A 24567-nucleotide genomic window follows, 5' to 3' on the forward strand; every position below is an offset into this window, starting at 1 on the left:
GTCGCCGGCGGTGCACTTGCCTCCTCTTCGCAGTACCGGTTGTAATCGTTGATCCAGGTCAGTATTAATCTATAGGGCGAGGTCAACAAACGACCTTTTCGAAGCACATGATTCCAATATGGAATGAACTCCTTCCTTTTTTGCTCGGTACGCGCCTGCCATGTCCAAACGCCTGATGCCCTCGACTACCGCCCTGCAGTGCTTCGAAGCGGCCGCCCGCCACCTGAGCTTCACCCGGGCGGCACAGGAACTGCACCTGACCCAGAGCGCCGTCAGCAAGCAGGTCGCGCAACTTGAAGAAATGCTGGCGCACTCGCTGTTCCAGCGCATTCGCCGGCGCCTGCACCTGACGCCGGCGGGCGCCCTGTACCTGACCGAAGTGAACAAGATCCTTAACCAGATCGACATTTCCAGCCGCTACATCCTCAGCTATGGCGACGAAACCGAAGTGCTGCGCATCGCCACCCAGCCCACCTTCGGTGCGCGCTGGCTGGTGCCCAGGCTCAAAGGCTTCGGTGACCGCTACCCGCGCATCCACCTGGACATCCGCAACGAACTGGAGCCGTTCGACCTGGTGCAGGCCAAGGCCGACATCGCCTTCTTTTTCGGCCAGGGCACCTGGCCAGGGGCGACCTGCATCGAACTGTTCAGCGAAGAGGTGGTGCCGGTGTGTACCCCGCAGCTACAGACCAGGCACCGCTTCGACAGTGCCCAAGCCCTCACCGAACACCGCTTGCTGCAATGCGCATCACGCCCGGAGGCCTGGCACGAATGGTTTCTGGGGCTGGGCCTGCACAGCCAGAACAGCTACCACGGGCCGCGCTTCGACACGTTCTACCTGTGCATCCGTGCGGCCATCGCCGGTTGCGGCATCGCCCTGATCCCGCGCTATCTGGTGGCCGAGGAGTTGAGCGAAGGCAAGCTGGTAGTGGCGTGGGACCACCCGGTGGCGAGCAATGGCCGGCACTTCATCGCCCATGCCGAGCATGCGGCAGAGGTGCCGAAGATCAGGGCCTTCGTGCAGTGGATTGGTGAACGCGTGGCAGAGGGAGATTGACCAAGTTCGCGAATCCAGGGAATGAACGCAATCGAATAATTCGTTTGCGGAACGACACTTCGGCGCGCTTCGATATTAAGAAACTCGAACAAGGTCCGCGTGCCCATGAATCTGGAAAGTATCAGCCAATCCATTGCCATCGTTCATCCGATTACACTTTCCCATGGCCGTAATGCCGAAGTCTGGGATACCGACGGCAAACGTTACATCGACTTCGTCGGCGGCATCGGCGTGCTCAACCTGGGCCACTGCAACCCGGCCGTGGTCGCGGCCATCCAGGCCCAGGCCACGCGCCTGACCCACTATGCTTTCAACGCGGCGCCTCACGGCCCTTACCTGGAGCTCATGGAGCGCCTGCGCGCGTTCGTGCCGGTCAGCTACCCGCTGGCCGGCATGCTTACCAACAGCGGCGCAGAAGCGGCGGAAAACGCCCTCAAAGTCGCCCGCGGTGCCACCGGCAAGCGCGCCATCATCGCTTTCGATGGCGGCTTTCATGGCCGCACCCTGGCAACCCTGAACCTCAACGGCAAGGTCGCCCCCTACAAACAACGCGTCGGTGAACTGCCGGGGCCGGTGTACCACCTGCCCTACCCCAGCGCCGATACCGGCGTCACTTGCGAGCAGGCGCTCAAGGCCATGGACCGCCTGTTCAGCGTCGAGCTGGCAGTAGAGGACGTGGCGGCGTTCATCCTGGAGCCCGTGCAAGGTGAAGGTGGCTTCCTCGCCCTGGACCCGGCCTTTGCTCAGGCGCTGCGCCGTTTCTGCGACGAGCGCGGGATCCTGATCATCATCGACGAGATCCAGTCGGGTTTCGGCCGCACCGGCCAGCGCTTCGCCTTCCCGCGGCTGGGCATCGAGCCAGACCTGCTGCTGTTGGCCAAGAGTATCGCCGGCGGCATGCCGCTGGGGGCGATGGTCGGGCGCCAGGGGTTGATGGCGGCGCTGCCCAAGGGCGGCCTCGGCGGAACCTATTCGGGCAATCCGATTGCCTGTGCAGCGGCGCTGGCGAGCCTGGCGCAGATGACCGATGAGAACGTCGCCACATGGGGCGAGCGCCAGGAGCAGGCCATCGTCAGCCGGGTTGGACACTGGCAGCAACGCTTCCCGTTCATCGGGCGCCTGACAGGCGTGGGTGCGATGCGCGGGATCGAGTTCGTCAATGCCGACGGCAGCCCTGCCCCCGCTCAGCTGGCCAAGGTCATGGACGCAGCGAGGGCCAAAGGCCTGTTGCTGATGCCCAGCGGCAAGGCGCGACACATCATTCGCCTGCTGGCGCCACTGACCATCGAAGCCGAGGTGCTCGAAGAAGGGTTGAACATCTTCGAGCAGTGCCTGGTCGAGTTGAACTGAGGCTTACAGGCCCAGCTCTTCCGGGGTGAGCATGTCGGATTCGAAAGCGATCCAGCCGCCTTCGAGTTCGGCGTGGCCGTTGACGATCGGGCCGTAGTAGGTCAGGCCGTTCTCCAGCGTCACGCAGATATGCGTGGCCGGTTTTTCCGGGGCCGCCAGCGTGCCGACGAAATGCACCTTCTTCAGGGTTTCGGTCACGGCTTCCAGGCCAACACGCATGCTGGGGTTTTCCGAGGCCTCGATATCGCCCCCACGGTCTTCGGCGCTGATGGTGACGGTGGCGGTGTACGGGAACTGGGTGCTCAAGCGGGGTTACCTCGGTGTTGGATGCAGGCTTGCGGGCGCGTAGAGTACGGCAGCTGTGCGCAGTTGTCTCTAATGGCCTCCCCCGCCCTGATCTGTTAGGGTGCCCGCCGATGCACGCCACACCACACGAGGACACCGAGTGAGCGCCGAAGAACCCCTGATCGCCGACCTGTTCGAGGTCGACAAACGCCTGACCCTCAAGCCCGTCGTGGATTTCAACGCTTACCTGCGCAACGCCTTCGGCGAAGGCCCGTGCCGCTGCCACCGCTGCACCGAAGGTGGCGACGAAAGCACCTATACCCACGCCCACAGCTTCACCCTCGATGGTCGCCAATGGCACCGCCGTTTCGCCACCACAGCCGGCAGCGACGTGGCGCAGGTACTGAAAAAAGCCTGGCTGTCGTACACCAAGGCAGACCTGAACCCGGTCGGTGCCCTGGACCTGACCACCCTCAAGACCTTCACCGAAGCGGCTCTGCACGAGCGCCTGCTGGCCCTGCTGCCCGCCAGCGGCGTTGCCCGCGAAGTGGACGGCCAGTGGCTGCTGCAAGCCCAGGCCGACTGACGGCCCGGCGGTAAAGCAGGATTCTCCCGCTCTGCTACCTTGGGAGAATCCGCTCATCCGCAGGTAGTCCGTCATGGCCCGCACAACGCCCATCGAGCTGTACCGCAACATTGGTATCGTCGCCCACGTGGATGCCGGCAAGACCACGACCACCGAGCGCATCCTGTTCTACACCGGGGTCAACCACAAGATGGGCGAGGTGCACGATGGCGCCGCGACCATGGACTGGATGGCCCAGGAACAGGAACGCGGCATCACCATCACCTCGGCGGCGACCACGGCCTTCTGGCAGGGCTCGACCAAGCAGTTCGCCGACAAGTACCGTTTCAACATCATCGATACCCCCGGCCACGTCGACTTCACCATCGAGGTGGAACGTTCGCTGCGCGTGCTCGATGGCGCCGTGGTGGTGTTCAGCGGTGCCGACGGGGTAGAGCCGCAGTCCGAGACGGTGTGGCGCCAGGCCAACAAGTATCACGTCCCGCGCCTGGCCTATATCAACAAGATGGACCGCCAAGGCGCAGACTTCCTGCGCGTGGTCAAACAGATCGACAAGCGCCTGGGGCATCACCCGGTACCCATCCAGCTGGCCATCGGCAGCGAAGAGAACTTCATCGGCCAGATCGACCTGGTGAAGATGAAGGCGATCTACTGGAACGACGCCGACCATGGCACCACCTACCGCGAAGAAGAAATCCCGGACGAACTCAAGGCACTGGCCGACGAATGGCGTGCGCACATGGTCGAAGCGGCGGCCGAGGCCAATGATGAGTTGACCACCAAGTTTCTCGATGGCGAGGAGCTGAGCATCGACGAGATCAAGGCCGCCCTGCGCCAGCGCACCATTGCCAACGAAATCGTGCCGACCATCCTTGGCTCCTCGTTCAAGAACAAAGGCGTGCCGCTGATGCTCGATGCGGTGATCGACTACCTGCCCGCGCCCTCCGAAATCCCGGCAATCAAGGGCACCGACCCGGACGACGAAGAGAAACACCTGGAGCGCCACGCCGACGACAACGAGCCGTTTTCGGCCCTGGCGTTCAAGATCGCGACCGACCCGTTCGTCGGCACGCTCACGTTTGCCCGGGTGTACTCCGGGGTGCTCAGTTCCGGCAACGCAGTGCTCAACTCGGTCAAAGGCAAGAAAGAGCGCATCGGCCGAATGGTGCAGATGCACGCCAACCAACGTGCAGAAATCAAGGATGTATGCGCCGGCGACATCGCCGCCCTGATCGGCATGAAGGACGTGACGACCGGCGACACGCTGTGCGACATGGACAAACCGATCATCCTCGAGCGCATGGACTTCCCGGACCCGGTGATCTCCGTGGCCGTAGAACCCAAAACCAAAGCCGACCAGGAGAAAATGGGCATCGCCCTGGGCAAGCTGGCCCAGGAAGACCCCTCGTTCCGCGTGCGCACTGATGAGGAGACCGGCCAGACCATCATTTCAGGCATGGGCGAACTGCACCTGGACATCATCGTCGACCGCATGCGGCGTGAGTTCAACGTCGAGGCCAATATCGGCAAGCCCCAAGTGGCCTACCGCGAGAAGATCCGCAACACCTGCGAGATCGAGGGCCGCTTCGTTCGCCAGTCCGGCGGGCGCGGCCAGTATGGGCACTGCTGGATCCGCTTTGCGCCGGGCGATGAAGGCAAGGAAGGCCTGGAGTTCATCAACGAGATCGTTGGCGGTGTAGTACCCCGCGAGTACATCCCGGCGATCCAGAAAGGCATCGAGGAGCAGATGAAGAACGGCGTGCTTGCCGGCTACCCGCTGATCAGCCTCAAGGCTGCGGTGTTCGACGGCTCCTATCACGACGTCGACTCCAACGAGATGGCCTACAAGATCGCCGCTTCCATGGCCACCAAGCAGCTGTCGCAAAAAGGCGGAGCGGTGTTGCTGGAGCCGGTGATGAAGGTCGAAGTGGTCACGCCCGAGGAATACCAAGGCGACATCATGGGCGACCTGAGCCGGCGCCGCGGCATGATCCAGGATGGCGACGAGACCCCCGCCGGCAAGGTGATCCGTGCCGAGGTGCCGCTGGGAGAAATGTTCGGCTACGCCACCTCGATGCGCTCGATGACCCAAGGGCGGGCCAGCTACACGATGGAGTTCACCCGTTATGCCGAGGCGCCGGCGAGCATTGCTGACGGCATTGTGAAGAAGAATCGCGGGGAGTGAAGCCGCGAGGGCTATGCCGGCGATAGGGCCAGCACAGCCCCCGCAAGAACTCAGTGCTGCTCGCCTGCCCGCTTCAACAGTTTCTTGCAGCGCTCGGACAGATGCACCACCCGCAGCTGCTTGCCCGCCTTGGCATACCGCTCGCGCAAGGTCTTCAATGCAGCAATTGCCGAATAATCGACGAAGCTCACATGTTGGCAGTCCAAGGTAACCTTGGCCGGGTCACCCGCTGGGTCGAACTGGTTTAGAAACGGCGTGACCGAGGCGAAGAACAGCGTGCCATGCACCTGGTAATGCTTGACCCCCTCGGCGTCCTCATGGCTGTCGGCGTACAGCTCCCGCGCATGCTGCCAGGCAAAATTCACCGCCGCGATGACGATGCCGAACAGTACGGCCGTGGCCAGGTCGGTGAACACCGTGACCACCGTCACGGCAATGATCGCCAGCACATCGCTCACCGGCACTTTGTGCAGCACGCGCAAGGACGCCCACGCGAATGTCTGCTGGGCGACCACGAACATCACCCCGACCAGCGCCGCCAACGGGATACGCTCGATCAGCGGCGACAGGAACAGCACGAACAGCAGGATCATCACCCCCGCCACCACGCCGGACAGCCGGCCGCGGCCATTGGAGCTGAGGTTGATCACCGTCTGGCCGATCATCGCGCAGCCGCCCATGCCACCGCACAAGCCGGAAACCATGTTGGCCGCACCCAAGGCCACGCACTCGCGGTCCGGGTAGCCGCGGCTCTCGGTGATCTCGTCGGTGAGGTTCAGGGTCAGCAGGGTCTCCAGCAAGCCGACCATGGCCATCAGCACCGCGTAAGGGGCGATGATCTTCAGCGTTTCAAGGTTCCAGGGCACATCCGGCAGGGCCAGCGCCGGCAACCCACCGGCGATGTGCGCCATGTCGCCAAGGGTGCGGGTTGGCAGGTCGAGCAGGTACACCAAAAGGCCAACGCCGAGGATCGCCACCAGCGCTGGCGGCACGGCGCGGGTCAGCTTTGGCAGCACGTATACCACCAGCATGGTCAGTGCCACCAGGCCGATCATCAGCCAAAGGGGCGTGCCGCTGAGCCACTGCTCACCCGTTTTGAAGTGCTCCAGCTGGGCCATTGCAATGACGATCGCCAGGCCGTTGACGAAGCCAAGCATCACCGGGTAGGGCACCAGGCGCACCAGCTTGCCCAGGCGCAGCAGGCCGAACAAGATCATCACCACACCGCCCAACAGTACGGTGGCCAGCAGATACTGCGCACCGTGTTGCACCACCAGGGCGACGATCACCACCGCCATCGAGCCGGCAGCACCGGAGATCATGCCCGGGCGACCACCGAACAGCGCGGTGAGGGTACAGATGATGAAGGCGCCGTACAGGCCCATCAGCGGGTTGAGGTGCGCCACCAGGGCGAAAGCGATGCACTCGGGCACCAGAGCGAATGAAGTGGTCAGGCCGGCGAGCAGGTCGGCGCGAAGTCGGGCGGGTTTCATGGGTGTCCTGTGATGCAGGGCCAGGCGGCCGGTACTGAAAACAATCGAAGGGCGGGATGTTACGGAATTTGTCTGGCAGTGACCACCGCGAGCGGGCCAGCCCTAGCCGCGCGCCAGCCACTCGGCCATTGCCACATCCTCCAGCGCGTACTCGCCGCGATTGGCCTTCCACACCAGCTCCTTTTCCCGCAAGGCATCCAGGGCTTTTTGCACATTGGGTGTCGTGGCGTTGGCTTCGGCAGCAGCCTGTTCCAGCTTGCGATTGACGTCGATGAAGGTCTGTTCGGTGAAGGGCGAGAACGGCTGCCGGGCCCGCGTGCGCTCGGCCATCACTGCCAGCACCGCCTGTTGCAAGGCAGACAGCTCGTTCCAGGCACTTTCGTAGTCGCTCCACACCCCGGCCTGATGGTTCAGCGCACCGGTGCGCAGCAGCTCGCCAAGGTTGCCTGCCTCGCCCAGCCCGATACTCACCTCGGTGAGCAACTTGCCGAGCATCTCCGGGCGCCGGCCAACACGCTCAAAGGCATACTCCAGGTCCTCGGCCTTGAACTGGTTGCTGGCCGCCAGACGGCCATTCCAGACACCGGTCACGAAGTCGACGAAGTCCCGCCCCAACAGCGGAAACGCAGTGATGCTGGCGCCATAAAATGGCTGCTTGCTCTTGAGCACCAGATTGGCCAGCTTGTCCCGGCTGGACCCGGTAAACACCAGGCGCAGGCCATCGGGGCGGTCACCCCGGTTGAGGTGGTCGCGCGCCGCCTTGAGCGCGAACATGGCGTTCAGCCCACCCTCGCTGTTGAGGGCATGCTGCGCTTCATCCACCACCAGCACCACCATTTGCCCACACACCTGATGCAGCACCGCAAGTGCCTGGGCCAGCGTGGTACCGGCGGGCAGTTGCGGGCGGGTGAAATCCCAGCTGAGCGTACGCAGCAGGTTGATCTTGTCGATACCCGCCTTCTTCGCGGTTTTGGCCAAGGTACTTTCAAAACGCGCCAGAGCGCTGCCGATGGCACCGCTGATCAACTCGGCAGGGTCGGCATCACGGTCAGACCACAGGTCGACATACACCGGCAGCCAGCCACGCTCCAGGCAGGCTGGAATGAAGTCGTTATTCAGGAAGGTGCTCTTGCCCGTGCGCCTTGGTGCAGCGAGGAACATACCCGAGCTGTAGTCGACGAACGATTCGCCGGCCAGGTCCCGTACCAGGGCTTGAGCCAACTGTTCGCGGCGGAAGATCGGGCGGGCAAGGCTCATGTCAATATCCTTAATTATCCAGATGACTATAATTTATATCTTATAGAATAAAAGCAGGATAAAAGACACCTTGTGATGGACAACCGGCACGAGTCGCACAATTTTGCCATCATGTTGATTCCACCTGCGGAGATCATGGACATGGCGCTACGCCCCTTTCTAACTTCCCTGCTGCTGGCCGCCAGCCTGGCCGCCCAAGCCGCCACAGAAGTGCTGCCGCTGCAGCACCGCAGCAGCGCCGAACTGCTGCCCGCCGCCCAGTCGTTCATTGGCAAGGACGGTAGCGTCAGCGCCTTCGAGAACAAGTTGATCGTCACTGCCAGCCCCGAACGCGTAGACGACCTGCGCGCCCTGCTGCAACAGCTGGACACCGCGCCCAAGCGCCTGATGATCAGCGTCGACAACAACGACAGCAACTATCAGGACAACCGAGGCAATGCGCGCATCATCCATTACGGCACCAGCAACCGGGATGGTGGCCTGCAACAGGTCCAGGCCAGCGAAGGCCAACCGGCGCTGATCCAGGTCGGCCAGAGCATCCCGGTCACCAGTACCAGCACCGACGGCTATGGGCGCATCCAGAGCAACACCGAATACCGTAATGTGACCCAGGGTTTCTACGTGACCCCAAGCCTGATCGGCGAAACCGTTCGCCTGCAAATAAGCACCAATAATGACCGAATGAGCCATGAACGTGCTGATGTAGTGAAAGTACAAAGTACCGACACGACGGTCACCGGCAAGCTCGGTGAGTGGATTACCCTGGCTGGGTTCAACCAGCAGAGCCAGGCCGATCTCAGCCCGTCAAGCCGCACTTACAGCACCCAACGGGGTGAAAACATGACTTTACGTGTCAAAGTCGACCTTCTCGACTGATCCCAGGCAAATCAAGGCCTCGACCAAAGGCCTTGAAACTGACCAGCAAGTCGCATTAGACCAAAGATGTAGTAAGCCCAAAAAAGCACTACAAAACATTTGACAGGCTCTTTTTCCCAAGGGCATGATGGCCTCGCTCCCGCTAATCAGGGGCCCTGGCAAGGGCCTTCGAGGCGCCCTCCTCCCACCCTTGGAGGCACCTCGTGTCTATACGGCCCACAAGGCGGTTCGACGGGATTGCGACTGCAACGAAGAAGTTGTCCCGAGGGACGGAAGCGCATCACCGCAGTTCTGGCAATCGCGTAGCACCGCAGCAAGGCATCCACGAGCCGACCTGCCGGCGCATGCCCTCGCCCAGGCTGCAACTCCTTCCCCCTTCGAGCCTTCGCGTTCGCCGCCGCACTCCCCCGAACAGGACAGCCGCCACACCCCTGATTCGCTTCGTGAGCATCAGCACAATTACCCCAAGATCGATGCGACGAGGTTTATTTCCATGGCACTGACACGCGAACAGCAAATTGCAGCCCTCGAGAAAGACTGGGCCGAAAACCCGCGCTGGAAAGGCGTGACCCGTACCTACACCGCCGCCGATGTCGTTCGCCTGCGTGGCTCCCTGCAGCCGGAGCACACCCTGGCCCGCCTGGGTGCAGAAAAACTGTGGAAGCTGGTCACCGAGGGTGCCCACCCGTCCTTCCGCCCAGAAAAAGATTTCGTCAACTGCATGGGCGCCCTGACCGGCGGCCAGGCAGTGCAGCAGGTCAAGGCCGGCATCCAGGCCATCTACCTGTCTGGCTGGCAGGTGGCCGCCGACAACAACTCGGCCGAGTCCATGTACCCTGACCAGTCGCTGTACCCGGTCGACTCCGTACCGACAGTGGTCAAGCGCATCAACAACTCGTTCCGCCGCGCCGACCAGATCCAGTGGAAAGCCGGCAAGAACCCGGGCGACGAAGGCTACATCGACTACTTCGCGCCAATCGTGGCGGACGCTGAGGCCGGTTTCGGCGGCGTGCTGAACGCCTACGAGCTGATGAAGAACATGATCGAAGCGGGCGCCGCCGGCGTGCACTTCGAAGACCAGCTGGCCTCGGTGAAAAAGTGTGGCCACATGGGCGGCAAGGTCCTGGTACCTACCCAGGAAGCCGTGCAGAAGCTGGTTGCAGCGCGCCTGGCCGCTGACGTATCGGGCGTACCGACCATCATCCTGGCCCGTACCGACGCCAACGCCGCCGACCTGCTGACCAGCGACTGCGACCCGTACGACCAGCCGTTCGTGATCGGTGAGCGTACCCGTGAAGGCTTCTACAAGGTCCGCGCCGGCCTCGACCAGGCCATCGCCCGCGGCCTTGCCTACGCGCCGTACGCCGACCTGATCTGGTGCGAAACCGCCAAGCCGGACCTGGACGAAGCCCGCCGCTTCGCCGAAGCGATCAAGAAGGAATACCCGGACCAACTGCTGTCGTACAACTGCTCGCCTTCCTTCAACTGGAAGAAGAACCTGGACGACGCCACCATCGCCAAATTCCAGCGCGAGCTGTCGGCCATGGGCTACAAACACCAGTTCATCACCCTGGCTGGTATCCACAACATGTGGCACGGCATGTTCAACCTGGCGCACGACTACGCCCGCAACGACATGACCGCCTACGTGAAGCTGCAGGAGCAGGAATTCGCCGACGCCAGCAAAGGCTACACCTTCGTGGCGCACCAGCAGGAAGTGGGCACCGGCTACTTCGACGACATGACCACCGTGATTCAAGGTGGTGCATCGTCGGTGACGGCACTGACCGGTTCGACCGAAGAAGAGCAGTTCCACTGATAGTGGTTTGCTGCTGAAGAAAGGGCCCGGGGCTTGTGAAAGCCCCGGGCTTTTTAGTTCAGCCTGGTTGTTTTCAGAAAGTCGGTTTTCCCCGGCTCGAATGAGCCCACACAGGCCCTTCATGCCAGAGAGGTTTTGGCACTGCGCTGCAGCAGCGCCAAGAGCGATGACAGGTGCAGCAGGCGTTATGGGAGTGACGCCCGTCACATCGCACTGACTTTTCTTTCACTCAATTTTCACGGCGCCAAGCAGAGACTAAAGCCATCCCTACGTGATAGACGCTCCTTTGCCCGCCCCTCCCGGCGGGCTTTCTTTTGCTCACGATTTGCAGTGGCTTGTCTCATCGCCCATTGCACCGTCCATTTCAAAAGCGCTACCCATCGGCGCACCGCAATAACTGACAGATAGCCAAACCGGGCCAAAAATTTTTCAAATCTCTTTGCCAGCCGGGTCACACTGGCTGCCACTGAACCTTCGTGGCTTTCCGGGCTCAGTTGTGCAGACAACGCTTGCGCCATCTAGAAAGGGATTTGTAATGGGACATGCTCCAGCCGCCGCCCTCCCAAGGGTTCGCATCGAACGTGAGCTGAGCCTGCGGGCTGTGCTCACCGGCGCGATGCTGGGCGTTGTGCTCACGCCTTCGAATGTCTATGCCGGGCTCAAGATCGGCTGGTCATTCAACATGTCGATCATCGCTTTGCTGGTCGGCTTCGCCCTGTGGCAGGGTATCGCGGGCCGCAAGAAGGAGCGGCCCGTTTGGACGCTGCACGAAAGCAACATCAACCAGACCATGGCTTCGGCCGCCGCTTCCATCATTTCCGGCGGGCTGGTGGCACCGATCCCGGCCTATACGCTGCTCACCGGCCACCAACTGGACCCGGTGCCGATGATGGCCTGGGTTTTCTCCGTAAGCTTCCTGGGCATCTGGATCGCCTGGTATCTGCGCCCCGCCTTGCTCAACGACCATGACCTGAAGTTCCCCGAAGGCATGGCGACCCTGGAAACGCTGCAGCAGATCTACCATCATGGGCGCGAAGCCATGTCTCGCATCAAGGTTCTGTGCAGTGCCGCGCTGCTGTCAGGGCTGGTGAAGTGGATTGACGGCTTCGTCTGGGCGATACCACGCTGGGCACCCACGCCTGCGCTCGAGCGCCTGACCTTTACTGTCGATCCTTCGCTGTTGCTCATCGGCTTTGGCGGCATCATCGGAATTCGAGTTGGCCTGACGTTGCTGTTCGGCGCCGCGCTGGCCTGGGGCGGGCTAGCGCCGTGGCTGATCGACCACGCATTGGTAGTGATCGCCCCGAACGCCAGCGGCCCCCAGTTCGCCGCGCTGGTGGAGTGGCTGTTGTGGCCGGGCGTTAGCCTGATGGTCTGTGCGACCTTGACTTCATTGGCAGTTCGTCTGTTCCGAGTGTCACGGCGGTTGCCTGCAAATGCGCTTGCACATCGGGCGCCGCGCGCCAGGATACGGTTTTCGCCAGGGCCTGCATCCGGCCTGCTGCTATCCGTCGCTCTGGTCGTCGCCCTGCAGGCGCTGCTGTTCGGGATCGACTGGTGGATGGCGTTGTTGAGCATTCCTTTGGCGATTTGCCTTGCCGTCGTCGCCGCGCGCGTCGTGGGGGCCACCGGCATCGCACCGATTGGCGCCATTGGCAAACTGTCGCAGCTCGGCTTCGGCTTGATCGCCCCCGGCCAGGTGGCCATCAACCTGATGAGCGCCAACACGGCGGGGGGCGCGGCCGGGCAATCCACAGACCTGATGAACGACTTCAAGGTTGGCTTGGCGATCGGCGCGACCCCGCACAAGCAACTCGTTGCCCAATGCATCGGTATTTTCATCGGCAGCGCGGTCGGCGTGCTGGTTTACCTGATGCTGATACCGGATCCGCAGGCCATGCTGCTTACCGAGGAGTGGCCTGCGCCGGCTGTCGCGACCTGGAAAGCGGTGGCCCAGACGCTGACAGTTGGGCTGGGAGCGCTGTCGTCGGAGATTCGCTGGGCGATTTTGGCTGGCAGCGCTGTAGGCGTGCTGTTGGGCACGCTGGACAGCCTGCTACCGCAACGGGTGGCCCGCTGGCTGCCGAGTACCGCCGCACTGGGGCTGGCATTCATATTGCCGGCGTCGATCGCGATGATGATGGGTTTTGGCGCAGTACTTACCTGGCTGGTCAACTGCCGATGGCCGAGCGTCACGGAGCGCTTTGCGATCACAGCGGCAGCTGGGTTGATTGCAGGTGAAAGTATCACGGGCGTAGGGGCATCGTTCTGGGAGATGCTACGGACGCTGTAGCTGTACGAAACAGCGTCGCGAACACGGCATGAGGCAGCGCTTGTACCTTTGGCTGCCCTGAGTAAAGGTCAGTTCTGGGTCCGGCTGGTTTCTGTTTGTGTTCGGAAATCAGATTTTTTCCCTTTCTTGTAGTCCATTTCCCAAACATACTTCAGCCGCCTGTTTTCCGTTGCGGTCGCCCTGCTGGCGCTCTAGTCTCGGCCTGTTGCTGCACATCAGCGACATGGCTTTGACAGGCCGCGACGGTATTTGGCATACAGCTATCTTTATGGCGGCTGTACGTGTGGGCACGCTTGCGTGCGCCGGAACTTGCCAATTCCACCGGTCTGTCAACCCACGTACCGCTGCCACCCTTCTGTTTGACAGCAGAGAGGTCGCCGCACTTACAAGGAATTGGATAATGTTAAAGATAGTCCCCGATCCACCCCATGCCCTCCACGCTCTCGAAGACACTCTGATTCAGGCCGCAGACTTCGCTAACTGCGCGCTAGCCGTTACGCATCAGGCGATACTGGTTCAGCCGCGGTCGCCTGCGTCGGCCCTGATGATGGCGTCAACACATGAACTCGAGTCGCTGCGTGTGCTGCTCGAGGCGGCATTGATTCAGGTCCAGATGCCGACTGAGCCGCGAACGCTGCACTAAATCGACAAACCTGTGTTGCCTGGGCTGGCTCTATCGCCGGTACGCCGGCTGCCACAGGTGCGCGGCATTGAGTGAGGCCGGTGTCGCGACAAAGGGCGCAGCTTACCCGCGAAGGTGCCCGCCCAGGCCCTGGATGCTTGGGAGAGATCAATGACTAGCGATGAGCCGAACGTAAAAACCACTGTGGGCAAGACCACGTTCTTTCAAGGTGAGAACCAGACCCATCCACTGTTTCGCATCGAAGCCGGCATTCCCTGCCAGGATGCCCGGGAGCAAGCTTCGGAACTGATGGGTTATGTGCGGGAATTGACGGTCATCGGTGTGATGGATGAGAAACCGATGATGGTCTGGGCAGCGCATTACCTGAGTGCGTTGGCCAAGGCGCTGATGGATGATGCCGAGTTGGGGATGATGCGCTGATATCCTGATGTGCCAGGCGGTACGCCAAATGCGTCCGCCTCCGCAATGAAATGGCTGTATTGGCAGCCTCAAGCTCTGTAAATGAGCGTAACTGTAGATGCCAATGGATACCAGGCGCGATACCGGTTTGTCTTTGTGTCAGAAAATCAGATTTTTTCCCTTTCTTGTAGTCCATTTCCCAAACATACTTCAGGCGCCTATTTTCCGTTGCGGTCGCCCTGCTGGCGCTCTAGTCTCGGCCTGTTGCTGCACATCAGCGACACGGCTTTGACAGGCCGTAACGGTTTAAGCACATGGCTTTCCTTCTATGGTGGCTGTGCGTGGGGCACGCTTGCGTGCGCCGGAACTTTGCTTATTCCGCCGGTCTGTCAACCCACGTACAGCTGCCACCCTTCTGTTTGACAGCGGCGAGGTGACGGCATCCATAGAGGTAATAAGCGATGTTGAAGATGGTTCCCGATCCACCCCACGCCCTTCACTCTCTAGAAGATACGCTCATCCAGGCCGCAGACTTCGCTAACTGCGCGCTAGCTGTTACGCATCAGGCGATACTGGTTCAGCCGCGGTCGCCTGCGTCGGCCCTGATGATGGCGTCGACCCATGAACTCGAGTCGCTGCGTGTGCTGCTCGAGGCGGCATTGATTCAGGTCCAGATGCCGACTGAGCCGCGAACGCTGCACTAAGTCGACAACCCTGTGTTGCCTGGGCTGGCCCTATCGCCGGCAAGCCGGCTGCCACGGGTGCGCGGCATTGAGTGAGGCCGGTGTCGCGACAAAGGGCGCAGCTTACCCGCGAAGGTGCCCGCCCAGGCCCTGGATGCTTGGGAGAGATCAATGACTAGCGATGAGCCGAACGTAAAAACCACTGTAGGCAAAACCACGTTCTTTCAAGGTGAAAACCAGACCCATCCACTGTTTCGCATCGAAGCCGGCATTCCCTGCCAGGATGCGCGTGAGCAAGCTTCGGAACTGATGGGCTATGTGCGGGAATTGACGGTCATCGGTGTGATGGATGAGAAACCGATGATGGTCTGGGCAGCGCACTACCTGAGTGCGTTGGCGAAGGCACTGATGGATGATGCCGAGTTGGGGATGATGCACTGATTCCCTGACGTGCCAGGCGGTACGTCAAATGCGTCCGCCTCCGCATTGAAATGGCTGTATTGGCAGCCCCCAAACTCTGTAAATGAGCGTAACTGTGGATGCCAATGGATAACAGGCGCGATACCGGTTTGTCTTTGTGTCAGAAAATCAGATTTTTTCCCTTTCTTGTAGTCCATTTCCCAAACATACTTCAGCCGCCTGTTTTCCGTTGCGGTCGCCCTGCTGGCGCTCTAGTCTCGGCCTGTTGCTGCACGTCAGCGACATGGCTTTGACAGGCCGTAACGGTATGTAGGTAGGCAGCGCCTTCAATGGCGGCTGTGTGTGGGGCACGCTTGCGTGCGCCGGAACTTCCTATGTCCGCCGGTCTGTCAACCTGCACACAGCTGCCACCCAAACTGTTTGACAGCAGGATAGGTGCGCTTCCTTTGGAGATATAGGAATGTTAAAGATAGTCCCTGATCCACCCCACACCCTTCACTCTCTCGAAGATACGCTCATCCAGGCCGCAGACTTCGCTAACTGCGCGCTAGCCGTTACGCATCAGGCAATGCTGGTTCAGCCGCGGTCGCCTGCGTCGGCCCTGCTGATGGCGTCGACACATGAACTCGACTCGCTGCGTGTGCTGCTCGAGGCGGCATTGATTCAGGTCCAGATGCCGACTGAGCCGCGAACGCTGCACTAAGTCGACAACCCTGTGTTGCCTGGGCTGGCCCTATCGCCGGCAAGCCGGCTGCCACGGGTGCGCGGCATTGAGTGAGGCCGGTGTCGCGACAAAGGGCGCAGCTTACCCGCGAAGGTGCCCGCCCAGGCCCTGGATGCTTGGGAGAGATCAATGACTAGCGATGAGCCGAACGTAAAAACCACTGTAGGCAAAACCACGTTCTTTCAAGGTGAAAACCAGACCCATCCACTGTTTCGCATCGAAGCCGGCATTCCCTGCCAGGATGCGCGTGAGCAAGCTTCGGAACTGATGGGCTATGTGCGGGAATTGACGGTCATCGGTGTGATGGATGAGAAACCGATGATGGTCTGGGCAGCGCATTACCTGAGTGCGTTGGCCAAGGCGCTGATGGATGATGCCGAGTTGGGCATGATGCGCTGAGAAAGAGGCACGACACGAGATGTGTAGACAAAGCATTTCCCGCCTTTAACTTAAAGGCCCACGCCTATCGGCATCCCCAACCCCAGAAACGCAAAAGCCCCGAATAATCGGGGCTTTTGCTGAGAATATGGCGGAAGCGTAGAGATTCGAACCCTTATCCAAGGTACCCTTCCTCCAAGAAAACGTATACCTGACAAAGCAACAAATACGAAACCCTTCAACCCCCACGATTCCGGGGCTGCCTGGCAGCCCTTCGCTTTAGAGCCTAGTGCGCATCCGACTGCACACTAGGGAAACCTAGTAGAAACATGATCTTAGAATGAAACCTGGGTGTCCGACATCCCCCAAGGGCAATTTTAGCCCCTCATCGCAACTAGAGAACCTCATAAGCCAATCCTCAACTTGAGCCCAGACCTTCGACCAGGCTCACACCCGCATTCGTACCAAACCCTCCCCTGGATGACGATCGACGGAAGAACGCGACATCACACGAAAGCGCTCGAAGCCAGATGCGGCTAATGCCTCCTGCCGCCAATTGATTCCCTCGGATATTCTGCTTCGAGGGGCGATTCACCCATCATCTACGATGCCGCTCTCCAAGCGCTCGATGTATCACCCACACCTCATGATGTTTTTCCTCATGGCGTCGCGATGATTGGTGACTCGACTCGATGCGACCGAAACGGGCTGAGAGCATTTGCCATACAAAGCTTACACTTGGATCGCACAAGCACAGGCGGACTTCAGAATCAGTTGTACCGTGCACAACTGATGACCAGAAGCGAGGTACAGACACGTAGTTGGATAGCATAATCATCATGCCCCTTAACGGCAGGAGCAGTTCATCGCTTTCTCTTTGACAGCGATGACTAAAGAAAGGGCCGGAAGCGATCTAAAAGACAGTTAAATGGAGTGCATTGCCCAGTGGTGGCCACCAGGCACGAGTCCGTTTCTGAACGCAGGCACCAGAGAGGGGCCTTAGCCCCTCCCCTTGTAAATCATGCGTGCTCAGGCTCAGCCTTGTAAAACTTCACGGCGGATGGTGGGAGCTGACGACCGAGTATCATGTCAGCCGCTTTTTCAGCGATCATGATCGTCGGCGCGTTGGTATTCCCGTTGGTCACCTCGGGCATGACAGAGGCATCCACTACTCGCAAGCCGCGCACGCCTTTGACACGAAGCTGCCCATCGACAACTGCATCATCGCCGCTACCCATTTTGCAGGTACCGCAGAAGTGGTAACCGCTTTCCGCATGGTCACGAATAAAGTCGTTGAGTCCCTCATCATGCATCGCCGTCTTCAATGGCTTGAGCATTTTTCCACGGTACGGCTTGAACGCGTCCTGCTCCATTATCTCGATGGTCGAGCGAATGGCATTCCTGGAGTCAATCCAGTCCTGCTCCTTCGTCAACCAGTTTGGCTGAATGAGCGGGTAGTCCTCTGGATTTGAAGAAGCGAGATTGATCCACCCACGGCTCTGTGGCCGCTGAGGGCCGAGGTGCACCTGATAACTATGCCCCTCAGCGGCCATTCGGCCACTGTACTCCGCAGCAACTCCCACAAAGTGACACTGGACGTCAGGCCAAGGCTTATCAGGGGTAGATCGAAGGAAACCTCCTGCCTCGAAGAAGTTAGAAGCTCCCAACCCGGTGTGCTTTGCAAGCCACTCGGCACCGATCGCTGCCTGGCGATGCAGCTTCAGTTCCTTGTAGTAGGAAACCGGCTTCAAGCAGTCATACGCCACGATGTACTCAATGTGGTCACCGAGGTTTCTGCCAACCCCAGGAGAATTACATACCACTGGAATGCCGTGCTTCTTCAGCTCTTCCTCCGGGCCAACGCCGGACAGCATCAACAGCTGCGGGGACTGGATGGCGCCTGCCGAAAGAATGACCTCACGGTCGCATCGGATAACCTGCTCTTGGTTTTCGCTGCGCAGTGCAATACCAACCGCTTTATCACCGTCGAAAACCACACGACGGACGAGTGCGCCCGTGATCACCGTCAGATTCGGGCGGGTCATCGCCGGGTGAAGGTATGCGCGCGCAGCACTTTCCCTGACTCCGTTATGAATGGTCATGTCCATCCGTCCGAAGCCTTCCTGGCGATAACCGTTCTGATCGTTGACGTGTGCATGACCCGCCTCTTGAGCGGCCTCTACGAAGACCTGGTACAGCGGGCTTGCACCGAAGCCCTTGGTCACATGAAGCGGCCCCGAACCACCACGGTACTCACTCTCGCCCTGGTCGTAGGTTTCCGATCGCTTGAAGTATGGGAGACAGTGTGCGTACGACCATTGGGAAAGCTCTGGGTCAGTTGCCCAGTTGTCGAAATCCATCGCGTTGCCACGAATGTAGACCATCCCATTGATCGTCGAAGACCCACCTAGCACCTTGCCCCTGAAATACGGAACCCTGCGATTTCGCAACTCCGGCACAGGCTCGGTTAGGAACTGCCAGTTATAGGTCTTCCCGACCAGCGGGTACGTAAGGGCTGCAGGCATCTGTATGCGGAAGTCCCATTTCCGATCAGGCCCACCAGCCTCGATGACCAGCACCTTGACGTTGGGATCTTCACTTAGACGGTTCGCCACGACACAACCCGCCGAGCCGGCGCCTACGATGATGTAGTCGTACCCGCCACCCTTTACTGCGCTCATTTTGCTCACCTTTTGTTCGAATTTTGCAGCCGGATCCGCGTTGCTTGAGCAGTGGATCGATCCTGGTTGCGTCACGGTTACGCTGAAAGCGACGTCCAGCAATCAAACCCCGCATGGCCTGAGCCCGCTCGCCCAAGCCTCACAACGCTACTCAAAACTCACGAAAAACCTTGAATTTGCAGGATTTGATCAGGAAATCGCTCAGGCCTACCAAATTTTTTTTACGCCTGACCACCCCTCAAAGCTACCAAGCAAAAAAGGACTTGTCTAAAAATATTTGTGGACGTAGATTTAAAACAGGCTCAGGTACATCTGCGCTCCACAAGAATAAGAGGCATGAAAATGGCAACGATCACCGTCATCGCGGGCGGCGCATTGCAACCCGTTCAGCACGCTAGCCGTCAGAGCGAGCTTGGAGCGAGCCTTGCGCGCAGCGGCATGTGCGAAGAGTCGGTCAGGGATGTCCAACAGCACATCAATAAAACAAAAACAAGTTCTGCCAACCAATTGACCACGAAGGCCAACGGTTGCTACGCCATCGATTTTCTTCCCCTACTGCCCGGGCATTGGCTCCAGCGGATCAATCCCCTAACGCAACTGAACACCTGAACGGGCTGACATCCGCCGTACAGCGTCTTCATTTGCATTTAGCCCACACACCTTGGCAGCACCTCTGCGTAGACGGGGATAAAATCTATGAGTTATTCAGAACCTGCGGGACTTTCCATGACGTCCCAACAGCGGCAGCAGGCGGCACAACGGTTGCGCGGCAACCTCGGCACATTCGATATCGTCTTCACGGTGCTGGCTTACAACGCGCCCTTGACGATCATCATCGGCCTGATCCCAGTCATCATTGGCATGGGCAACGGCCTAGGCGCACCACTCACATATCTCGCAGCCGGCGGGCTGATGCTGCTGTTCGCCGTTGGTTTTACGACAATGGCCCGCCACGTACCCAACGCAGGTGCGTACTACGCGTACATCACTGCAGGTCTGGGTCGCTCGCTCGGATTGGGTAGTGCGTTCATGGCCATCCTGGCCTACACCTTCATGCTCATCGGGGCATATCTCTATGTTGGTGTTACCTTCTCGACGATCTCGCTGTCTTTCGTTGGTCTAGGAAAGTTGCCCTGGTGGCAATGGTCACTCGCGTTCGCCGTGATCGTTGCGGTGCTTGGGCACTTCCGGATTTCGCTTTCGGCAAAGGTGCTCTCGCTGGCACTGGTGTGCGAAGTCATCATCACTTTTGTTTGGGAGGCTGCCGTCTTGCAGGACGGCGGGGCCAAGAGCCTATCCATGTCCTGGCTGACGCCAGAGGTCATGACATCTGGCTCTATTGGCCTGGCAGTCTTGTTCGGCGTGACCTGCTTTGCCGGTTTTGAGGCGACGGCTGTTTTCCGGGAAGAAGCCCGTAACCCCGAAGTGACCGTACCTCGCGCGACCTACATTTCGATCATTGCCATGACGGTGATTTTTGCCTCCGCTACCTTCTGCTTCATTTTGGGATGGGGCCCAGAGGCAGCGCTGGACAAATCCATCAATGACCCGTCGAACGCAGGGATGGCGGTTATCGAGATGTACCTCGGAAACGTCGGCGTCAGCATCGTTCACACCTTGGTGTGCAGCAGCATCTTCGCTTGCGTGCTGGCTATCCATAACATCCTGGCGCGATATATCTACTCCCTCAGTGTTGACGGTGTGCTGTTCAAATCTCTGAGCGTGGTACATCCCGCTCACGAGTCGCCCTACAGGGCTTCCGGCCTCGTCGCCGTAATCACGATCCTCAGCCTCATTGCGGCCATCTACTCCGGAGTCGAACCCTACGCAGGGTATGCCTCGCTGATTGGCATTGCGGGTTACACCCTGTTGATCCTGCAAATCCTCACTACCGTAGCTGTCATCGTCTTCTTTATTAAGACACGCAACAGTGTGAGCAACATGAAGACCAAGGTTGCTCCAGCTCTGGCGCTCATCGGCCTGTCGGCAACCGCCTGGCTGGCGACCGAGAACATTGGTTTGCTGACTGGTAGCGAAAGCGTCGCCCACATCCTCCTGGCGTTCCTTTTTGGCTCCCTGCTGTTCGGTTGCGTATATGCGATCAGGCTGAAACGCTCCGCCCCGCAGGTCTACAAAGCTATCGGACGCCAGAACATTTGAGCCCTCGCGCCGGGCTGCGACAAGGCGCAGCCCTGTGCCCAATTTCTTGGAATGGATGTTTAGTACCATGCAGAAATATACGAAATTCTTCATTGATGGTCAGTGGGTCGCGCCGGCTATGCCCACTCCATCTCTGCTCACAGTTGTTGATCCAGCGACCGAACAACCGTTCGCGCAAATCGCGATGGGCTCGGAAGAAGATGTCGACCTCGCCGTTCAAGCGGCCAGTAAAGCGTTTCTCACTTTCTCCAACACCAGCATCGAAGAGCGCATTTCGTTACTCGATGGCATTCGACTCGGCCTGGTGGAGCGCCGTGAAGAAATTGCTCAGATCATCAGCCGTGAGATGGGCGCGCCCATAACCTTCGCTCGCGAAGCTCAGACCTATACGTGCATTGCCCACGTAGAAGCGATGATCGACATTCTACGCAGCTACAAATTTGAGGAAGCATTGGGCAGCACCAGGATCTTTAAAGAACCTATCGGCGTAGTAGGCCTGATCACTCCTTGGAACTGGCCTCTGAACCAGATTATCTGCAAAGTGATTCCGGCCATCGCCGCGGGCTGCACTGTCGTTATCAAACCCAGCGAGATCGCGCCGCTGGATGCCATCATCTTTGCAGAAATTCTGGAAAAAGCTGGCTTGCCAGCGGGTGTATTCAACCTTGTGAATGGTGACGGCCCGACGGTAGGTGATGCGATCTCTCGCCACCCCGGTATTCACATGGTGTCCTTTACCGGCTCTACCCGCGCGGGCATCCAGGTGGCCAAATCCGCTGCCGATACCGTTAAGCGAGTGACTCAAGAGCTCGGTGGCAAATCGGCGAACATCATTCTTCGCGATGCCGACCTCGAACAAGCAGTTGCTACTGGCGTTGCGGTCTGCATGAGCAACAGCGGACAGTCTTGCGATGCTCCTACCCATATGCTCGTTCCAGCCGAAAGCTACGAACAAGCATTGGTGGTAGCCGCAAAAATCGCAAACGAAGCAGTAATTGGCCTGCCAAGTGTAGCCTCGACAGAATACGGCCCACTTGCCAGCCGCATGCAATTCGACAAAGTCCAGACACTCATTGAGTCTGGAATTCAGGATGGCGCTCGCCTGGTAGCAGGCGGCCCGGGCCGCCCTGACCATTTGCCAGTCGGTTTCTACGCCAAGCCGACCATTTTCGCTGACGCGAACAAGGACATGGCTATCGTCCGAGAAGAGATCTTTGGGCCTGTGCTGGTCATCTCCCCGTATGATACCGAGGAGCAGGCGATCGCGTACGCAAACTCCGGCAACTACGGCCTGGCGGCTTACGTCCAGTCTTCGGACAAGGAGAAAGCAAATGCAGTCGCCAAGCAGCTGCGAGCAGGTTCAGTGTTCGTCAATTATCCGGACTGGGACGTCATGGCTCCGTTCGGTGGATACAAGCACTCCGGTAACGGTCGAGAAGGCGGGCCTCATGCGCTAACGGAGTACCTGGAAATCAAAGCAGTTGTGGGGTACAGCGCTTAAACGAGCTGCTTTTCCAGCCTCCTTCGCGAAGCTGGCCGGGGCATGGCGCGCTGGCATCGACCTCGGGCATGAGTTAGGTAGAATAGACGCTAGCTTTAATGCACTGCCTATGAGGACTCAATGATCAGTGGTGTCAACCATCCCCAGCGCTTAACAATGTTTGCTCTGCGTGCAGAGCAAACATTTGGCGTGGATTCCGTGATCGCGCGGCTGCGCACTGCCATCGATCTTGGTTTTCTCCAACATGGCGAGATGCTGCCCAAGGAAGCACTCCTGGCAAAGGAACTCCACGTCACCGCCTTCACGTTGAGAGAAGCGCTGGCTCAGCTTCGAGAAGAAGGCCTGGTAGACACCAAGCCTGGCCGAGGCGGCGGCACATTTGTGAATCACGCGACTAAACTGGTCAGGGAGAAAGCCACCAACCGACTAAGAGAACTATCGGCGGTGACGCTTAGAGACCTCGCCGACTGGAAGGCCATGCTACTGGGCGAGTCTGCCGAACTCGCTGCCAACCGTGCCTCTCCGGCAAACATTGCCCGCCTTCTTCAATACAAGACAAGGATCGCTGAGGCCAAGGATGCGTTGACTGCATGCCGTGCTCACGCGCGCTTCGACGTCGAGCTCGCCTCCGTTGCACAGTCTGTCCGTTTGAGTGCTGCTGCCCTGCAAGTCTATGAAGATTTTGGATGGCTTATGGCCTTGGCGCATGAGGAGCAGGAATACACCAATCTTTGCGCCAATACCGTTGGCGAAATTTTGAATAAAATCACTCAGGGCGAAGGTATCGAAGCCGGCAATGTGGCCAGGTCACGAACTCGGGTGTCTTTTGACAATATCGTACGCTTAAGGTTAAAGCTTATTGCAGAAAGCACTAAGCTCCGATTAAGCGACAAGTTAGAGACCGCATGATGCTTCAGCCCCTTGCGCAATCAGCCAGCACCGTATTCGACTCGACGTTCATTGAACTGGAAAAGTTAGCACGTCGCTTTGGAATTCTGGCATCCACAGCAAAAAAAAACCCAAAGGGCATATCCGAAACAGGCTTGGCAAAAATCCGCCCTGACATGGTTCGCTCGCTGGCAGCGCTCGAAAACTACGCCTATGCGCTGGGAATAGTTCTTGATGAAGACATCATCGACAATGCGCCATTTTGGTTGAACTGGATCGAGATTGACCGCGACGGGATTATTCAAGATGACTCGAACATCAAATACCCATGGCGCGGTAATTTTTACGAGTATCCAAACGCTGACTGGATGGTGATACCTAAGACCAAAAGGTGTCCCGTAATAGTCGGCCCATACGTCGACTTCGACAAACACATCATCACGCTTGCAACCCCAATCATGCTTGATGAGCAGTTCATTGGAGTCAGCGCCGCCGATATCCGCTTAAGTGATTTTGAGCGAATTGTTTCAGTGCCATTGTCCCTGGTAGAGCACGACTGCTTACTGTGCAATCACGAAGGCCGTGTAGTGGTCTCGAATACTGCCAACGCCCCTGTAGGCTCTTTGAACCACTCCTATCTTGAAGTCGGCGAACCTGTATCAAACACCGGCTGGAGAGCAGTTCTGCTCGACTGACACCCCTCCCCCTGTCCCACCTCCTCAGCGGCCCCAGGCTTGGGCCGCTTCGCGCTTCCCCCGATCGTAGAAGTCTGTTTGCCAATACCAATAATATGTGTTGACAAATATTTTGCCGCAGAGATACTGACTACCGGGTACGACAAAATACCTCTAGGTATTCATTGCGAGGTGAACCCTTGCAGCCCTGGGCA

23 protein-coding genes are annotated in these 24567 nt (G+C 59.2%); 19 read left to right on the forward strand and 4 right to left on the reverse strand.

Annotated features, from left to right (window positions below; translation table 11 throughout):
* Positions 1–160 precede the first annotated feature (160 nt).
* Both JOE27_RS07090 and JOE27_RS07095 read left to right on the forward strand, forming a co-directional pair.
* Positions 161–1057 carry a LysR substrate-binding domain-containing protein gene (locus JOE27_RS07090; RefSeq protein ID WP_119687445.1) on the forward strand — a complete coding sequence of 299 codons (897 nt, stop codon included), beginning with the start codon at positions 161–163 and terminating at the stop codon, positions 1055–1057.
* A gap of 105 nt (positions 1058–1162) precedes the next feature.
* The gene (locus JOE27_RS07095; RefSeq protein ID WP_119687446.1) at positions 1163–2407 is read left to right on the forward strand and encodes an aspartate aminotransferase family protein; all 1245 of its coding nucleotides are present in this window, start codon (positions 1163–1165) and stop codon (positions 2405–2407) included.
* 3 nt (positions 2408–2410) lie between these two features.
* On the opposite strand, the gene JOE27_RS07100 is transcribed toward JOE27_RS07095, so the two are convergent.
* The gene (locus JOE27_RS07100; RefSeq protein ID WP_012315223.1) at positions 2411–2713 is read right to left on the reverse strand and encodes a hypothetical protein; all 303 of its coding nucleotides are present in this window, start codon (positions 2711–2713) and stop codon (positions 2411–2413) included.
* A 139-nt stretch (positions 2714–2852) separates the two neighbouring features.
* Here JOE27_RS07100 and JOE27_RS07105 point away from each other — a divergent pair, with 139 nt between their 5' ends.
* Positions 2853–3278, forward strand: a complete 426-nt coding sequence (locus tag JOE27_RS07105; RefSeq protein WP_046785675.1) for a hypothetical protein — start codon at positions 2853–2855, stop codon at positions 3276–3278.
* 73 nt (positions 3279–3351) lie between these two features.
* Complete coding sequence (gene fusA, locus JOE27_RS07110) at positions 3352–5463, forward strand: elongation factor G (RefSeq protein ID WP_046785674.1); 2112 nt, start codon at positions 3352–3354, stop codon at positions 5461–5463.
* Positions 5464–5513: 50 nt separating this feature from the next.
* Here the strand turns inward: fusA and JOE27_RS07115 are convergent, their stop codons facing one another.
* Positions 5514–6956, reverse strand: a complete 1443-nt coding sequence (locus JOE27_RS07115; RefSeq protein WP_125923937.1) for a SulP family inorganic anion transporter — start codon at positions 6954–6956, stop codon at positions 5514–5516.
* Positions 6957–7058: 102 nt separating this feature from the next.
* Positions 7059–8213 (reverse strand): hypothetical protein, encoded by a 1155-nt coding sequence (locus JOE27_RS07120; RefSeq protein WP_046785672.1) that lies wholly within the window; start codon positions 8211–8213, stop codon positions 7059–7061.
* Between the two features lie 141 nt (positions 8214–8354).
* Between JOE27_RS07120 and JOE27_RS07125 the strand changes: the two genes are divergently transcribed.
* The 9 genes from JOE27_RS07125 (at position 8355) to JOE27_RS07155 (ending at position 16469) form a co-directional block, all read left to right on the forward strand.
* Positions 8355–9089, forward strand: coding sequence for a secretin N-terminal domain-containing protein (locus tag JOE27_RS07125; protein ID WP_039603676.1), 735 nt, complete (start codon positions 8355–8357; stop codon positions 9087–9089).
* A 493-nt stretch (positions 9090–9582) separates the two neighbouring features.
* Positions 9583–10908 carry an isocitrate lyase gene (gene aceA / locus JOE27_RS07130; RefSeq protein WP_012315229.1) on the forward strand — a complete coding sequence of 442 codons (1326 nt, stop codon included), beginning with the start codon at positions 9583–9585 and terminating at the stop codon, positions 10906–10908.
* Positions 10909–11443: 535 nt separating this feature from the next.
* Positions 11444–13201 (forward strand): OPT family oligopeptide transporter, encoded by a 1758-nt coding sequence (locus JOE27_RS07135; protein ID WP_204920626.1) that lies wholly within the window; start codon positions 11444–11446, stop codon positions 13199–13201.
* 400 nt (positions 13202–13601) lie between these two features.
* On the forward strand, positions 13602–13844 hold the full coding sequence (locus tag JOE27_RS24815; protein WP_046788353.1) for a hypothetical protein: 243 nt from the start codon (positions 13602–13604) through the stop codon (positions 13842–13844).
* Positions 13845–13994: 150 nt separating this feature from the next.
* Complete coding sequence (locus JOE27_RS07140; protein WP_012315232.1) at positions 13995–14264, forward strand: DUF3077 domain-containing protein; 270 nt, start codon at positions 13995–13997, stop codon at positions 14262–14264.
* Positions 14265–14704: 440 nt separating this feature from the next.
* A complete protein-coding gene (locus JOE27_RS07145) occupies positions 14705–14947 on the forward strand; it encodes a hypothetical protein (RefSeq protein ID WP_115274350.1) in 243 nt (80 codons plus the stop codon).
* A gap of 150 nt (positions 14948–15097) precedes the next feature.
* Positions 15098–15367 carry a DUF3077 domain-containing protein gene (locus JOE27_RS07150; protein ID WP_012315234.1) on the forward strand — a complete coding sequence of 90 codons (270 nt, stop codon included), beginning with the start codon at positions 15098–15100 and terminating at the stop codon, positions 15365–15367.
* 439 nt (positions 15368–15806) lie between these two features.
* Positions 15807–16049, forward strand: a complete 243-nt coding sequence (locus JOE27_RS24820) for a hypothetical protein (RefSeq protein ID WP_231386172.1) — start codon at positions 15807–15809, stop codon at positions 16047–16049.
* Positions 16050–16199: 150 nt separating this feature from the next.
* Complete coding sequence (locus tag JOE27_RS07155) at positions 16200–16469, forward strand: DUF3077 domain-containing protein (protein WP_012315232.1); 270 nt, start codon at positions 16200–16202, stop codon at positions 16467–16469.
* A 998-nt stretch (positions 16470–17467) separates the two neighbouring features.
* On the opposite strand, the gene JOE27_RS07160 is transcribed toward JOE27_RS07155, so the two are convergent.
* A complete protein-coding gene (locus tag JOE27_RS07160; RefSeq protein WP_204918395.1) occupies positions 17468–19129 on the reverse strand; it encodes a choline dehydrogenase in 1662 nt (553 codons plus the stop codon).
* A gap of 40 nt (positions 19130–19169) precedes the next feature.
* Here JOE27_RS07160 and JOE27_RS07165 point away from each other — a divergent pair, with 40 nt between their 5' ends.
* The 6 genes from JOE27_RS07165 to JOE27_RS07190 all read left to right on the forward strand — a co-directional run bounded on the left by JOE27_RS07165 (position 19170) and on the right by JOE27_RS07190 (position 24373).
* A complete protein-coding gene (locus JOE27_RS07165) occupies positions 19170–19400 on the forward strand; it encodes a hypothetical protein (protein WP_204918397.1) in 231 nt (76 codons plus the stop codon).
* Between the two features lie 65 nt (positions 19401–19465).
* Entirely contained in the window at positions 19466–19738 is a 273-nt protein-coding gene (locus JOE27_RS07170; RefSeq protein ID WP_204918399.1) for a hypothetical protein, read from the forward strand.
* 117 nt (positions 19739–19855) lie between these two features.
* Entirely contained in the window at positions 19856–21289 is a 1434-nt protein-coding gene (locus JOE27_RS07175; RefSeq protein WP_201193510.1) for an APC family permease, read from the forward strand.
* A gap of 67 nt (positions 21290–21356) precedes the next feature.
* The gene (locus tag JOE27_RS07180) at positions 21357–22790 is read left to right on the forward strand and encodes an aldehyde dehydrogenase family protein (protein WP_204918401.1); all 1434 of its coding nucleotides are present in this window, start codon (positions 21357–21359) and stop codon (positions 22788–22790) included.
* A 120-nt stretch (positions 22791–22910) separates the two neighbouring features.
* Positions 22911–23699, forward strand: coding sequence for a GntR family transcriptional regulator (locus tag JOE27_RS07185; RefSeq protein WP_014590607.1), 789 nt, complete (start codon positions 22911–22913; stop codon positions 23697–23699).
* A complete protein-coding gene (locus JOE27_RS07190) occupies positions 23696–24373 on the forward strand; it encodes a cache domain-containing protein (protein WP_204918404.1) in 678 nt (225 codons plus the stop codon). The genes JOE27_RS07185 and JOE27_RS07190 overlap by 4 nt, the downstream gene beginning before the upstream one ends.
* The last annotated feature ends 194 nt before the right edge of the window (positions 24374–24567 follow it).

The organism is Pseudomonas sp. M5 (assembly GCF_016907075.1).
GTDB lineage: Bacteria > Pseudomonadota > Gammaproteobacteria > Pseudomonadales > Pseudomonadaceae > Aquipseudomonas > Aquipseudomonas putida_E.